Genomic DNA, 13,507 nt, shown 5'->3' on the forward strand with positions numbered 1-13,507 from the left:
GAAGAGGGGAAGACGATGGACATGATGGATGCGCTCATCGCCGGCGGCTGGCTGATGATCCCCTTGCTGGGATGCTCGCTGTTGGCGACGGTGATCATCATCGAGCGCCTCTGGACCCTGCGTGCCAAGCGTATCGCCCCCTATGGCCTGGGGCAGGAGGTCTGCTCGCTGGTGGCACGTGGCCAGGTCGATCTCTACTGGCTCGAGGGCCATTCGCCGCTGGGCGGCGTGCTGGCGGCCGGGCTGCGCAATGCCCGCCTGGGCCACGAGCAGGTCCGGGCCCGGCTACAAGAGGCCGCTACCGCGGTGATCCACGACATGGAGCGCTTCCTCAGCCCGCTGGGTACCATCGCGGCCATCACGCCATTGATCGGTCTGCTGGGTACCGTGGTAGGCATGATCGAAGTTTTCGCGGTGATCGTCTCCGCCGATGGCGTCGGGCGTACCGCCGAGCTTGCCGGCGGTATCTCGCGTGCCCTGGTGACGACCGCTGCGGGCCTCACCGTGGCGATTCCGGCGCTGATGTTCCATCGTTACTTCCTGCGCCGGGTCGAGGACATCACCGTGCGCATGGAGGAGCAGGCCGGCCAGGTGGTTGAATTTCTCGCCCACTACCAGGGCGAGTTGGGCTTCAGCGATCAGCATGAGGGCGATCTCTCCGCCTCGGAGGCGAGGGGCTCGTGAGGTTCGTGCGCCGTCGTCGCGATCCGGTGGAGGTCAATCTCACACCGCTGATCGACGTGGTCTTTCTGCTGCTGATCTTCTTCATGGTATCGACCACCTTCGAGACGCGTCAGGCGCTCGAGCTCACGCTTCCCGAGAGTGTGTCCGGGGTCGGGCTCGACGCCTCGCCGGTCACGCTGGTGGTGACCGCGCAGGGGCATTACCGGCTGGGCGAGCGTGAGTTCGCCGCCGCCGAGCTGGGCCAGGCGCTGTCTGCCGAAGCCGACCAGGCCAGGCTTCATGGCCTGGTCGTCGAGGCCGATGCCCGCGCGATGCATGCCGACGTGGTGCGGGCACTGGACCAGGCGGGCATGCATGGCATACGTCAAGTTCGCATCGCCACGAGCGAAACTCAGGCAACATCCACGCAAGCGGAGACACCGTGACTCAAGACCGGACCCAACATTCGGGCTGGACCCTCTACAAGCAGCTGCTGGCCTACGTCAAGCCGCACTGGATCTCGTTCGCCCTGGCGATCGTCGGCTATGCGCTCTATGCGGCCTCCAGTACGGCCCTGGCCGAGATGATGAAGCGCTTGATCGATGGCATTCAGGACCCCGACGCCGCCTTCCGCCTGTTCCTGCCGCTGTTCGTGGTGTTCATGTTTGCCGCCAGGGGACTCGGCACCTTCCTCGGGACCTATTTCATGAGCAACGTGGCGCGCAACGTAGTGCATGCGCTGCGCTGCAACGTGTTCAATCACATGCTGCACCTGCCCGGTCGCTTCTTCGATTCGCACTCCAGCGGACACCTGATCTCGCGGGTTACCTACCATGTGGAGCAGGTCACCGGGGCGGCGACCAATGCCATCACCATCCTGCTGCGCGAGGGGCTGTTCGTGATCGGCCTGTTGGGCTATCTGCTGTGGACCAACTGGATGCTGACCCTGCTGTTCCTGGCCGTGACGCCGCTGATCGGTGGTGTGGTGAGCTATGCCAGCAAGCGCTTCCGGCGCATCTCCCTGCGCATTCAGGATTCCATGGGCGACGTGACCCATGTGGCCTCCGAGGCCTTGACTGGATACCGTGTGGTGCGGACTCACGGTGCCGAAGCCTACGAGAAGGAGCGTTTCGCCCGGGCCAGCGACTACAACCGCCAGCAGAAGATGAAGGAAGCGCTGACCAAGGCCATCAGTACGCCGGTAATCCAGCTACTGATTGCCGTGTCGCTGGCGGTACTGGTGTGGCTGGCCATGTCGCCGGCGCTGTTGGCCGACATGACGCCCGGTGAATTCGTCGCCTTCATCACCGCCGCATCGCTGATGGCCAAGCCGGTGCGTCAGCTCACCGAGATCAACAGCGAGATTCAGAAAGGGATCGCTGCCGCCGCCGAGCTGTTCGGCCTGATGCAGGTGCCGCTCGAGCCCGACGAGGGGACCCGCGAGCCCGAGCGCCTCAAGGGCAAGGTCGAGCTGCGTGGGGTGCATTTCCGCTACGGCGAGGATCAGCCCGAAGTGCTCAAGGGCATTGATATCGTCATCGAGCCCGGGGAGATGGTCGCTATCGTGGGACGCTCGGGGAGCGGCAAGTCGACCCTGGCGGGACTGTTGCCGCGCTTCTACCGGCCCACCTCTGGCCAGGTGCTGATCGACGGCGTACCCATCGACGAGTACCGCCTGGCGCCCTTGCGTCGTCAGCTCGCCCTGGTGTCGCAGCAGGTGACGCTGTTCAACGCCAGCGTCGCCGACAACATCGCCTACGGTGTGCCCGAAGCGGATCGCGACACCATCGAGGCGGCCGCACAGGCGGCCTATGCTCATGAGTTCATCGAGCGGCTGCCCGACGGCTACGACACCATCGTTGGCGACAATGGTGTGATGCTCTCCGGTGGTCAGCGCCAGCGTCTCGCCATTGCCCGGGCGATCTTCAAGGACTCCCCGCTGCTGATTCTCGACGAGGCGACCTCGGCGCTGGACACTGAGTCGGAGCGTTACATCCAGCAGGCGCTCGAGGTGGTCTGCCGCGGTCGCACGACGCTGGTCATCGCCCACCGGCTTTCCACCATCGAGCGGGCCGATCGCATTCTGGTGATGGAGCAGGGTCAGATCGTCGAGCAGGGCGCTCATGCCGAACTTCTGGCGCGCGACGGCGCTTATGCCGCGCTGCACCGGTTGCAGTTCCAGGAAACCTCGGTGTCATGAGTCACGGCCTGGGAGAGCGCTGGCTGCAGGCCGCCTACGGCGACGCCGCCTGGCTCAGGGCGTTGAGACCGCTCGAAGCCCTGTATCGCTGGGTCGTCGAGTATCGTACTTCGCGCTATCGGAACGGTCGTCGTCGGATATGGCGAGCTCCCGTGCCGGTGATCGTGGTGGGCAACGTGACCCTGGGCGGAACCGGCAAGTCCCCCCTGGTGGCTTGGTTGGCCCGCCATCTGTCCGAGCAGGGGTGGCGGCCGGGCATCGTCTCGCGCGGCTATGGCGGCAAGGCGGAGCAGGGCGCGGGCTACCCGTTGCACGTCACCCTGGATACGTCCAGCGCCCATAGCGGCGACGAACCGCGCATGCTGGCGCGCCAGACCGGCCTGCCGGTGGTGGTCGACCCCGACCGCCCGCGCGGTGCCAGGGCGCTGCTCGAGAAGGGGTGCGACATCCTGCTCAGCGACGACGGCCTGCAGCACCTGGCGCTGGGGCGCGACCTGGAACTGGTGGTGGTGGATGGCCGCCGCGGGTTCGGCAACGGGCGCTGCCTGCCTGCTGGCCCTTTGCGTGAGCCCCTGTCACGCCTGGACGAGGTGAGCGCGGTACTGATCAACGGCGAGCCGGCCTTCGTGCCGCCAGCCGGTGCCTGGACCTTTCGCCTGGTACCGGTCCGCTGGCGTTCGCTGGCGGATGGGACGTCCCATACTCTGGCGCCGTTGCCGTTCCACGGCCCGGTACACGCCGTCGCGGGGATCGGTAATCCCCAGCGTTTCTTCACGACCCTGGCCGAGCTGGGAGTCGAAGCCAGACCGCATGCCTTTCCCGATCATCATCGATTCACGGCACAGGAGTTAACCTTCGGCGACGACCTGCCGGTAGTGATGACGGCCAAGGATGCCGAGAAGCTGGATGCCGTGACCCTCGAGCGGGGCTGGGTGCTCGAGATCGAAGCCGAGCCGCCGGTGGACTTTGCGGCCTGGCTGGACACGCGACTGTCAGGGTTGCGATAACCTTAGTTCGATCCCAACACGATCGTGAACGATAGAGGTGTAACGATGGACAAGGAACTGCTGGCCATGCTGGTCTGCCCGCTGTGCAAGGGCAAGCTCAAGTACGACCGCGAGGCCCAGGAACTGCTGTGCCACTACGATGGCCTCGCCTATCCGGTGCGCGACGGCATTCCGGTCATGCTGCCCGAAGAGGCGCGTCAGTTGGAAGTCGACGAGAAGCTGCCGCCTTCGCCTGGTCGTAGCGGAGAGGCATGATGGCGCAGGACAACGCCTTCATTGCAGTGATACCGGCACGCTACGGCTCCTCGCGACTGCCGGGCAAGCCACTGCTCGACATTGCCGGTGAGCCCATGGTGGCGCATGTCTGGCGCCAGGCCTGCGCGAGCGCTGCCGGCCGCGTGGTGGTTGCCACCGACGATACGCGGATACGCGACGCCATGTTGCCGCTGGGCGCCGAGGTGGTGATGACTCGCGCCGACCATCCTTCCGGCACCGACCGGCTGGCCGAGGTCGCCGAGACGTTGGGGCTCGCCGCCGACGCCGTGCTGGTGAACGTCCAGGGCGACGAACCGCTGATTCCGCCGCGGCTGATCGATCAGGTCGCGATGCGGCTTTATGACGACTCGGGGGCCTCCATTTCGACCTTGGCGGAACCGATCGGTGATGTGGAAACGCTGTTCAACCCCAATGTGGTCAAAGTGGTACGCGCTCTCTCGGGGCGTGCGCTCTACTTTTCCCGTGCCCCCATCCCATGGGATCGCGAGTCGTTCGCTGCGCGTCCGGAGTGGCTCGAGACCGATGCCTGGCTGCGCCATATTGGGCTGTATGCCTACCGTGCCGCCTTCCTGGCAGAGTATCGCGACTGGAGCCCATCGGCGCTGGAGCGGCTGGAGCAGTTGGAGCAGTTGCGAGCGCTGCACTACGGTCATGCCATCCAGGTGGCGCTGGCCGCCGAGCCCAACCCGGCCGGGGTCGATACCCTGGCGGACCTGGAGCGCGTCAGGGCCCTGCTGAGCGAGAACCCATAAGGAGGGACATCCATGCGTGTTCTGTTCGTCTGTCTCGGTAACATCTGCCGTTCGCCCACCGCCGAAGGCGTGTTCCGTCGCGAGCTCGAGGCGGCAGGGCTGGCCCATCGTGTGGAAGTCGATTCCTGCGGCATCGGTGACTGGCACGTAGGCAAAGCGCCCGATCCGCGTTCCGCTGCCGCTGCACGCCGGCGTGGTGTCGACCTGAGCGAGTTGCGCGCGCGCCAGCTCGCGGCCGAGGATTTCTCGCGCTTCGATTATCTGCTGGCCATGGACCACGACAACCTGGCGGCGATCCGTGCCCAATGCCCCGATGGGTGTGGTGCCCACATCGGTCTCTTTCTCGACTTCGCCGGCCATGTCGACCGGCCGGTGCCCGATCCCTACTACGGTGGAGAGCGGGGCTTCGAGGAGGTGCTCGACTTGATCGAAGCCGCTTCCCGCGGCCTGGTCGAGGAGATAGCCCTGCGACTCGAGGGGCAGCGGCGTTGAGCGATACCCTGCTGGCCGATTACATTCTGGCCGACCGGGAGCTGACTGCAGCCAATACCCTGGGGCTTCCCTGTCATGCCGAGCGCTTCGCTTCACCGGTAGCCATCGAGCCGCTGCGTAGGCTGCTGCGTTTGGCTGATGACCTCAGTTGGCCCCTTACCGTGTTGGGTGGCGGCAGCAATCTGATCCTGCCCGAACGACTGCCCGGGTTGGTGCTGCGACCGGCGCTGCGTTATTGGTGGCTGGAGCCCCAGGAGGGCAGCGTACTGGTGCATGTCGGGGCGGGAGTCGAATGGCACCCGCTGGTCATGGCATTGGCCGGCCGTGGCCTGTGGGGAACGGAGAACCTGGCATTGATTCCGGGTTCCTGTGGCGCGGCACCAATTCAGAACATCGGCGCCTACGGTGTCGAGCTGTGCGAAGTGCTCGAAGCGGTTCACGTGATGTTCATCGAGGATGGCCGTTGCGCGCGCTTGACGGTGGAGGAGTGCGCCTTCGGCTACCGCGACAGCATCTTCAAGGGCGAACTCGAGGGCAAGGTGATCGTCACTGGGCTGACCCTACGGCTCACTCGCGTGCCGCATCCTCGACTGGGTTATGGTGACCTGGCCCAGCGGGTAGGCCCTCGGCCGGGTCCGCTCGAGGTGGCCGAGGCGGTGTGCGCCATTCGCCGCGAGAAGCTGCCCGATCCGGCTGAGCTGGGCAATGCCGGCAGCTTCTTCAAGAACCCTATCGTAGAACGGCGGCAGGCGGAGGAAATGCTACTGTCATGGCCGGACATGCCGCATTTCGAGCTGGCCGATGGGCGCGTCAAGCTGGCAGCCGGCTGGCTGATCGACCGCTGTGGGCTCAAGGGGTGGCGATCGGGCCATTTCGGCATCCATGAGCGTCAGGCGCTGGTGCTGGTGCATTTCGGTGGTGGCAGTGCCGAAGAGCTGTTGGCGTTTGCCCGACAGGTAGCGACCGAGGTGGAGGCACGCTTTGGTGTCGTGTTGGAGCGCGAACCCAGGCTGGCCTGAAAGCTGTGTAGGGCATTGGCGAGACGACAAACGAGTATGAACGAAAACGGCCCGCGCTGAGCGCGGGCCGTTCTCTTTCGGGCAGCAGGGTGTTTCAGCCCTGGCTACCTTTTTGCGCCTCCTGCTCACGGCGACGGATTTCGCGCGGGTCATTGTGCGCGCGACGCCGGCGGCGGGCAGCGGTCTGCTCGGCTTCGGCTTGCTCGGCCTTGTCTGCCTCGGCGGGCTGTTCGGCCGGCTTGGTCTCCTCGGCCCTGGCCTGTTCGGGCTTGGCTTCCGGCTTGGTTTCTTCCGACTTTGGTTGCTCAGCCTTGGGTGCCTCGGCGGACTTCTCGTCCGGCTTGGGCGCCTCGGCCTTGGCCTGCTCGGGCTTGGCTTCGGGCTTGGCTTCTTCCGAATTTGGCTGCTCGGCCTTGGTCGCCTCGGTGGGCTTTTCGGCCGGCTTGGGCGCCTCGACCTTGGCCTGCTCGGGCTTGGTTGCCGGCTTGGTTTCTTCCGGCTTCGGCTGCTCGGCCTTGGTCGCTTCGGCGGGCTTCTCGGTCGGCTTGGGCGCCTCGACCTTGGCCTGCTCGGGCTTGGTTGCCGGCTTGGTTTCTTCCGGCTTCGGCTGCTCGGCCTTGGCCGCTTCGGCGGGCTTCTCGGTCGGCTTGGGCGCCTCGACCTTGGCCTGCTCGGGCTTGGCTTCGGGCTTGGTTTCTTCCGACTTCGGCTGCTCGGTCTTGGGGGCCTCGGCGGGCTTCTCGGCCGGCTTGGGCGCCTCGACCTTGGCCTGCTCCGGCTTGGCTTCCGGCTTGGTTTCTTCCGACTTTGGCTGCTCGGCCTTGGTCGCCTCGGTGGGCTGCTCGGCCGGCTTGGGCGTCACGGCCTTGGCCTGCTCCGAACCTGCTTCACCCTTCTGCTCGGGCGCTTCCGCCTGGAGACGCTTCTGCTCAGCCTCGGCCTGCGGATTGATGGCGTGCTGGCGCGAGCGGTTGCGCGGATTGTTGCGCGTACGCTTGGGCTTGCCGTCGTCGCTCTTGGCCGGCTCGGTTACCTGTTCGACAGGCTTCTCCTGTGGCTCGGCCTTCTGGCGGCGCGGGGTCTCGTCACGCCCGCGAGGCTTGGCCTGACGTGCCTCCTCGGTGGCCTGGGGCTTGTCGGCGCGTGCCTGATTGCGGCCGCGACCGCCACGGCCGCCGCTGCTGTCCTGGCGCGCTTCCTGGCGAGAGTCCTGACGCGCTTCGGCACGGGCACTCTCCTGGGGGCGGGCCTGACCGCGCTGGCTACGGCCATCGTCCTGGGATTCGCCGCGCGCGCGCCGCCGTCCACGACCGTTGCGCTCGCCGCGTTCGTCCTCGCTGCGGGGCGGTGCCTGTGGCGGGGTCGGCTTGCGCGGCTCCGCCGCGGTGGTCGTATCGCTCTCGGTTCCGCCGAGCAACTTGGTGACGCCCTTGAGCAGACGGCCGAGCACGCCGGCAGTGGGGGCTGCGGTAGTGGCGGGAGCGGGCGAGGGTGCCTGGCGGGGCGGCTCCTGCTGCAAGGAGGCCGGAGCCGGTTCGTTGTGGATCACCGTCTTGACCGCGGCCTCGGTACGGGCCATCGGTTTGGCGATGCTCATGTCCGGCTCCTTGCCGATGTCGGTCTCGACCGACAGCTCGAAGCTGGACTTGTCCTGATCGCCTTCCTCCTCGATATGGTCGTCACGCAGGCGTTGCACGTCGTAGTGCGGCGTGTCCATGTCGGGCTTGGGCAGGACCAGCACCTTCACGCCCTGGCGCTGCTCGATATCGGCAAGTACCGCACGCTTCTCGTTGAGCAGGTAGGTGGCCACTGGCACCGGCAGGATGGCGCGAATCTGCGCGCTGCGTTCCTTCATCGCCTCCTCTTCGATCAGGCGCATGATCGAGAGCGACAGCGAGCGCACGTCGCGGATGGTGCCCTGGCCGTTGCAGCGCGGGCATACCACGCCGCTGGTTTCGCCCAGTGACGGGCGCAGGCGTTGACGCGACATCTCCATCAGGCCGAAGCGGGAGATACGGCCGATCTGCACCCGGGCGCGATCGAGCTTGAGCGCATCGCGCATGCGGTTCTCGACCTCACGCTGGTTGCGCGCGGGGCTCATGTCGATGAAATCGATCACCACCAGACCGCCGATGTCGCGCAGGCGTAGCTGACGGGCGATCTCGTCGGCCGCCTCGAGGTTGGTTTGCAGCGCGGTCTCCTCGATGTCGCTACCACGGGTGGCGCGCGCCGAGTTGATGTCGATGGATACCAGGGCCTCGGTATGGTCGATGACGATGGAGCCGCCGGAGGGCAGCTTCACTTCGCGTTCGTAGGCGGTCTCGATCTGCGATTCGATCTGGAAGCGCGAGAACAGCGGAACTTCGTCGGCGTAGAGTTTGATCTTCTGCTGGTACGAGGGCATCACCTGACGAATGAAGGTCAGCGCTTCCTGATGTACCTCGGGGTTGTCGATCAGCACCTCGCCGATGTCCTGGCGCAGGTAATCGCGCATGGCGCGGATGATGACGTTCGATTCGCGATAGATCAGGAACGGGGCGGGGCGCTTGCCGGCCTCCTCGGTGATCGATTCCCACACCTGGACCAGGTAGTCGAGGTCCCACTGCAGCTCCTCCGGGCTGCGACCGATGCCGGCGGTGCGCACGATCACGCCCATCTTCTCCGGCACGGTGAGCTGGCCCATGGCCTCCTTGAGCTGGGTGCGCTCGTCACCCTCGATGCGCCGCGAGATACCGCCGGCACGGGGATTGTTGGGCATCAGTACGAGGAAGCGGCCAGCCAGACTGATGAAGGTGGTCAGCGCCGCACCCTTGTTGCCGCGCTCCTCCTTGTCGACCTGGACGATGACTTCCTGGCCCTCCTTGAGCACCTCCTTGATGCTGGGACGGCCCGAAGATTCCTTCAGGAAGTACTCGCGGGAAATTTCCTTGAGAGGGAGAAAACCATGACGATCGGCGCCGAAGTCGACGAAGGCGGCTTCGAGGGAAGGTTCGACTCGGGTGATCTTGCCACGGTAGATGTTGGCTTTCTTTTGCTCCCTGGCACCGGATTCGATGTCCAGGTCGTACAGGCGTTGTCCATCGACCAGCGCGACGCGCAGCTCTTCCGGCTGGGTCGCATTGATGAGCATCCGTTTCATGTTGTCTCGCAATCTGGACGCGCCGGGGGCATCGAAGAAGGCGAACCTCTGGGTGCTGCGTGCTTGTGCTCAGCGCATGTCGCGGATGCGCAGTGGCGCCCGATCGTACCGGTACCCGATAGGGGCCCAGCACGACATGATCATGTTGAGTACGCGGCGGAGGCAGGACATGTCTCGGTGGGCTTCTCCCATCCGGCCCTGCGGTCACCGCCAGACACCTGGCATTCATCGATTCGCCAACGCCGGCCACCGGCACGATGTTGAACGATTCCCGTGGCCACCGCTCGCCTGTTCACAGGGCGAGCCGGGATCCGGGCGTGGCGTCACTACATTACTTGTCAATATCTTGCGTCTATTCACTCGTCGGCGGCGGGATCTCTGTCAGGGATCGTCGCGGCCCGATTTCGTCGCTCCGGCCTGCGTGTCTGTCGTGCAGGCGCCATGGGACCGAAGGGATCCATCCGAGCGAGCTGGCAATATAGCAGTATTGGCAAGGCGCAGCAATTGGCGCAGTGCGCCGCCGAGTGCGTTAGAATGCTGGCTCACAACAGTTTTTCTGCAGGAGTGTCATGGCCGAGGGGCGCGACGTACAGTGGGTGGAAGTGGGCGAGGGCCAGTCGGGCCAACGGGTCGACAACTTCCTGATAACGCGCCTGAAAGGCGTGCCGCGAACGCTGGTCTACCGCATCGTGCGCAAGGGCGAGGTGCGGGTGAACAAGAAGCGGGTGAAGGCGGACTATCGTCTTCAGGTGGGAGACATGGTGCGCATCCCGCCGCTCAAACTCGCTCCGCGCGAGGCGGTCAAGCAGGTCAGTGAAGGCCTGCGCAACCTGCTCGCCGGCAGTGTGCTGGTAGAAGGGCCGGGCTGGCTGGTGCTCAACAAGCCGGCCGGGCTTCCCGTGCACGGTGGCAGCGGGGTCAAGATCGGCCTGATCGAAGCGCTGCGACAGGTGCGCGAGGACCTCGAGTTTCTCGAGCTGGTCCACCGCCTCGATCGCGATACCTCGGGTTGTCTGCTGCTGGCCAAGTCGCGTCCCGCGCTGCTGGCGCTCAACGAGGCGCTCAAGCAGCATCGGATGGACAAGCGCTACCTGGCGCTGGTGGCCGGCCGCTGGCCGGCGCGGCGTGAATTCGTCAGCGCCCGCCTCGATCGCTATGACGCCGGCAACGGTGAGCGTCGGGTACGCGTGGATGCCGCCGGTAAGGTGGCGCGCACCCGCTTCGCCGTGCGCGAAGCCCTGCCCAAGGCAACGCTGATCGAAGCCGAGCCGGTAACCGGGCGCACCCACCAGATCCGCGTGCATGCCGCTCATGCCGGCTACCCGTTGCTCGGCGACGACAAGTACGGTTCCCGCGAAGGCGAGTCGCTAGCGCGGCATCTCGGCCTGTCGCGCCTGTTCCTGCACGCTGAGTCGCTGACCTTTCCCGAGCCCAGTAGCGGGCGGCCGGTACAGATCCGTGCACCGCTGCCGATGAGCTGGAGGCGGCGCTCGCCCAGGCGCGCAACGCACGTTGAGTTTCGGCCTCGCTGGGCCTGCCTATCGACACTATCAATGACCGGAGCCAGCATGCGCTATCGACTGGTGATCTTCGACTGGGACGGCACCCTGATGGATTCCGTCGCCCGTATCGTGACTTGCATGCAGGCGGCGGCCCGCGATGCGGGCTGGGGGCACCTCGAGGAGGCCGCGGTGCGCGACATCATCGGTCTAGGGCTGCCCGAGGCCATCGATCGGCTGTGTCCGGGTATCGATGCCGAGCGCTTCGAACTCTTGCGCAGCCGCTATGCCTATCATTTCGTCGAGGGCAGTCGTACGCCGATGCCGTTCTTTGCCGGCGTCGAGGCGGGCATCGCGAGGCTGCGCGAACTCCCGGCACGACGCCTTGCCGTGGCGACCGGCAAGAGCCGGCGAGGCCTCGACAGGGTCTTTCGCGAGAGCGGCAGCGGCGCTTGGTTCCATGCCAGTCGCACCGCCGACGAGACCCGTTCCAAGCCGCACCCGCAGATGCTCGAAGAGTTACTGGTCGAGCTCGACGTACCGGTCGAGGAGGCGGTGATGGTAGGCGATACCGAGTACGATCTGGAGATGGCGCGGGCCCTGGGCATGGATCGGGTCGCGGTGACCTGGGGCGTGCATGCCCCGGAACGCTTGGCGGCCAGTCGCCCCGTCTATACTGCCGTGGCGGTCGAGGCGCTGTTCGACTGGTTGGCAAGTTAGCAGACGAGAAAGTTGGCAGACGAGAAAGTTGGCAGGCGATAAAGGGAAGATGAGTCCATGAGCGACGACAAGCGTGAAGACCGCTGGACCGAAGGACCGGAGCTGACCCCCGAGCAGGCGCGTGAGGCGCAACAGGCGAAGCAGGAAAAGCCAGTGCCGCCTCCGGAGAGCGCCGAGACGCTGCGCGAGCGTCAGCGTCTGGCGCAGCAGGAGATGCTCGACCGCTGGATCGACGGGGTGCTGGTCGAGCAGCGTCGCTCGCGGCGCTGGAAGTTGTTCTTCCGCTTCTTTTTCGCCGCGCTGATCCTTGCCTCCCTGGCGGCTACCTTTTATAGCCTGTTCGGCGATCCCACCCGCGAGCCGGAGCGACGCCACCTGGGCGTGGTCGAAGTGCACGGGGTGATCGACAGTGAATCGCCGGCCAGCGCCGAGCGTATCATCGAGGGGCTCAATCGCGCCTGGGAGGCAGCCAATGCCGCCGTCGTGGTGCTGCACATCGATAGCCCAGGAGGCAGTCCGGTGCAGTCGCAGCGCGTCTACGACGAGATCATGCGTCTGCGCGAGGAGGGCGGCAAGCCCATCATCGCGGTGATCGAGGATGTCGGAGCCAGCGGCGCCTACTACATGGCGGCGGCGGCCGATGAGATCGTGGCGGCTCCGGCCAGCCTGGTGGGGTCGATCGGGGTCATCTTCGCCAGCTTTGGCTTCGAGGAGGCCATCGACCGTCTCGGTATCGAGCGGCGAGTCTATGTCAGTGGCGAGAACAAGGGCTTTCTCGACCCCTTCTCGCCAGTGGCGCCCGAAGAGCGTGAGTTCTGGCAGACGGTCATGGATACCACCCATGGCCAGTTCATCGAGGCGGTGCGTCAGGGGCGTGGCGAGCGTCTGGCCGAGGACGAGCGGCTCTTCAGCGGCTTGATCTGGAGCGGGCAGCAGGCGCTGGAGCTGGGCCTGATCGATGGAATCAGCAGTCTCGATGCCTTGAGCCGTGAGCTGTTCGGTGAGGTGCGGCTGCACGACTACACGCCGCGGCTGGACCCGTTCGAGCGGCTGAGCCGCCAGTTCGGTCGGGTCGCCGCGGAGTGGATGGGGGTGCCTTCCAGCCGCTCGCCGGTGCGCTATCAGCTGCCCTGATCTCCCAGTGGATCGAGGCCTGCTTCGAGCAACAGCGCGCACAGCCGGATCAGTGGCAGGCCGATCAGCGTGTTGGGGTCGTCCCCCTCGAGCCGTTCGAACAGGGCAATGCCCAGCCCCTCCATGCGAAAGCTGCCGGCGCTGTCCAGCGGTTGCTCGCGTTCCACGTAGTGGGCGATTTCTGCGTGTGTGAGGCGGCGAAAGTGGACGTCATATCGTTCGTGGCAGACCCAGTGGCGTGCGGCGCGGGTGTCGATCAGTGCCAGTCCGGTGAGAAAGGTCACCTGGTGGCCTGAGAAGCGTGTGAGCTGGGCGCGTGCCGTGGCGGCGTCTCCCGGCTTGCCCAGTATCTCGCCATCGAACACGGCGACTTGGTCGGAGCCTATCACCAGGTGGTCGGGATACTCCTCTGCCACCCGGCTGGCCTTGGCCAGTGCCAGGCGGTGCACCAGACTCTCGGGGGCTTCGCCGGGTCGCGGCGTCTCGTCGATGTCGGGGCTTGTCCAGGCGTAGGGTAGCCCCAGTCGATCAAGGAGTTGGCGGCGCCAGCGGGAGCCGGAAGCGAGAACGAGTCGAGGCATGGATGCGCTCCTGCGTTATACGGTG

Annotated in this window: 12 protein-coding genes and 1 pseudogene; 11 read left to right on the top strand and 2 right to left on the bottom strand. The window is 65.9% G+C overall.

Features of this window, described 5'->3' with window-relative positions; all coding sequences use genetic code 11:
• Window positions 1-15 precede the first annotated feature (15 nt).
• From EKK97_RS08590 to murB, 8 genes are read left to right on the top strand one after another with little or no spacing between them, the layout of a single operon-like run.
• Window positions 16-684: a MotA/TolQ/ExbB proton channel family protein gene (locus EKK97_RS08590; protein WP_201297045.1), complete on the top strand. Its 669-nt coding sequence runs from the start codon at window positions 16-18 to the stop codon at window positions 682-684.
• Window positions 681-1,109 carry an ExbD/TolR family protein gene (locus tag EKK97_RS08595; RefSeq protein WP_159551131.1) on the top strand — a complete coding sequence of 143 codons (429 nt, stop codon included), beginning with the start codon at window positions 681-683 and terminating at the stop codon, window positions 1,107-1,109. Before EKK97_RS08590 ends, EKK97_RS08595 begins: the two co-directional genes overlap by 4 nt.
• Entirely contained in the window at window positions 1,106-2,863 is a 1,758-nt protein-coding gene (msbA, locus tag EKK97_RS08600) for a lipid A export permease/ATP-binding protein MsbA (protein WP_159551133.1), read from the top strand. The genes EKK97_RS08595 and msbA overlap by 4 nt, the downstream gene beginning before the upstream one ends.
• On the top strand, window positions 2,860-3,870 hold the full coding sequence (gene lpxK, locus EKK97_RS08605) for a tetraacyldisaccharide 4'-kinase (RefSeq protein WP_159551135.1): 1,011 nt from the start codon (window positions 2,860-2,862) through the stop codon (window positions 3,868-3,870). The genes msbA and lpxK overlap by 4 nt, the downstream gene beginning before the upstream one ends.
• A 45-nt stretch (window positions 3,871-3,915) precedes the next feature.
• Window positions 3,916-4,125 (top strand): Trm112 family protein, encoded by a 210-nt coding sequence (locus tag EKK97_RS08610; RefSeq protein ID WP_159551137.1) that lies wholly within the window; start codon window positions 3,916-3,918, stop codon window positions 4,123-4,125.
• Entirely contained in the window at window positions 4,122-4,898 is a 777-nt protein-coding gene (kdsB, locus tag EKK97_RS08615; RefSeq protein ID WP_159551139.1) for a 3-deoxy-manno-octulosonate cytidylyltransferase, read from the top strand. Before EKK97_RS08610 ends, kdsB begins: the two co-directional genes overlap by 4 nt.
• Window positions 4,899-4,910: 12 nt before the next feature.
• The gene (locus EKK97_RS24485; RefSeq protein WP_159551141.1) at window positions 4,911-5,390 is read left to right on the top strand and encodes a low molecular weight protein-tyrosine-phosphatase; all 480 of its coding nucleotides are present in this window, start codon (window positions 4,911-4,913) and stop codon (window positions 5,388-5,390) included.
• A complete protein-coding gene (gene murB, locus EKK97_RS08625) occupies window positions 5,387-6,409 on the top strand; it encodes a UDP-N-acetylmuramate dehydrogenase (RefSeq protein WP_234286402.1) in 1,023 nt (340 codons plus the stop codon). The genes EKK97_RS24485 and murB overlap by 4 nt, the downstream gene beginning before the upstream one ends.
• A 94-nt stretch (window positions 6,410-6,503) precedes the next feature.
• Here the strand turns inward: murB and rne are convergent, their stop codons facing one another.
• Window positions 6,504-9,548, bottom strand: a complete 3,045-nt coding sequence (rne, locus tag EKK97_RS08630; protein WP_201297046.1) for a ribonuclease E — start codon at window positions 9,546-9,548, stop codon at window positions 6,504-6,506.
• 569 nt (window positions 9,549-10,117) lie between these two features.
• Between rne and EKK97_RS08635 the strand changes: the two are divergent.
• The 3 genes and pseudogenes from EKK97_RS08635 to sppA all read left to right on the top strand — a co-directional run bounded on the left by EKK97_RS08635 (window position 10,118) and on the right by sppA (window position 12,901).
• Window positions 10,118-11,064, top strand: a pseudogene (locus tag EKK97_RS08635) (RluA family pseudouridine synthase).
• A 52-nt stretch (window positions 11,065-11,116) separates the two neighbouring features.
• The gene (locus tag EKK97_RS08640) at window positions 11,117-11,767 is read left to right on the top strand and encodes an HAD family hydrolase (RefSeq protein ID WP_159555735.1); all 651 of its coding nucleotides are present in this window, start codon (window positions 11,117-11,119) and stop codon (window positions 11,765-11,767) included.
• A 57-nt stretch (window positions 11,768-11,824) separates the two neighbouring features.
• A complete protein-coding gene (sppA, locus tag EKK97_RS08645; RefSeq protein ID WP_159551145.1) occupies window positions 11,825-12,901 on the top strand; it encodes a signal peptide peptidase SppA in 1,077 nt (358 codons plus the stop codon).
• Here sppA and EKK97_RS08650 read toward each other — a convergent pair.
• Window positions 12,889-13,482 (bottom strand): Maf family protein, encoded by a 594-nt coding sequence (locus tag EKK97_RS08650; protein ID WP_159551147.1) that lies wholly within the window; start codon window positions 13,480-13,482, stop codon window positions 12,889-12,891. The genes sppA and EKK97_RS08650 overlap by 13 nt on opposite strands.
• Between the last annotated feature and the right edge of the window lie 25 nt (window positions 13,483-13,507).

This window comes from Billgrantia tianxiuensis (genome assembly GCF_009834345.1).
GTDB lineage: Bacteria > Pseudomonadota > Gammaproteobacteria > Pseudomonadales > Halomonadaceae > Halomonas > Halomonas tianxiuensis.

Excerpts from the sequence above, each read along its gene's own strand:
- EKK97_RS08590 (WP_201297045.1), top strand. The coding sequence starts at position 16 with ATGGACATGATGGATGCGCTCATCGCCGGCGGCTGGCTGATGATCCCC.
- lpxK (WP_159551135.1), top strand. The coding sequence starts at position 2,860 with ATGAGTCACGGCCTGGGAGAGCGCTGGCTGCAGGCCGCCTACGGCGAC.
- EKK97_RS08610 (WP_159551137.1), top strand. The coding sequence starts at position 3,916 with ATGGACAAGGAACTGCTGGCCATGCTGGTCTGCCCGCTGTGCAAGGGC.
- kdsB (WP_159551139.1), top strand. The coding sequence starts at position 4,122 with ATGATGGCGCAGGACAACGCCTTCATTGCAGTGATACCGGCACGCTAC.
- EKK97_RS24485 (WP_159551141.1), top strand. The coding sequence starts at position 4,911 with ATGCGTGTTCTGTTCGTCTGTCTCGGTAACATCTGCCGTTCGCCCACC.
- rne (WP_201297046.1), bottom strand. The coding sequence starts at position 9,548 with ATGAAACGGATGCTCATCAATGCGACCCAGCCGGAAGAGCTGCGCGTC.
- EKK97_RS08640 (WP_159555735.1), top strand. The coding sequence starts at position 11,117 with ATGCGCTATCGACTGGTGATCTTCGACTGGGACGGCACCCTGATGGAT.
- sppA (WP_159551145.1), top strand. The coding sequence starts at position 11,825 with ATGAGCGACGACAAGCGTGAAGACCGCTGGACCGAAGGACCGGAGCTG.
- EKK97_RS08650 (WP_159551147.1), bottom strand. The coding sequence starts at position 13,482 with ATGCCTCGACTCGTTCTCGCTTCCGGCTCCCGCTGGCGCCGCCAACTC.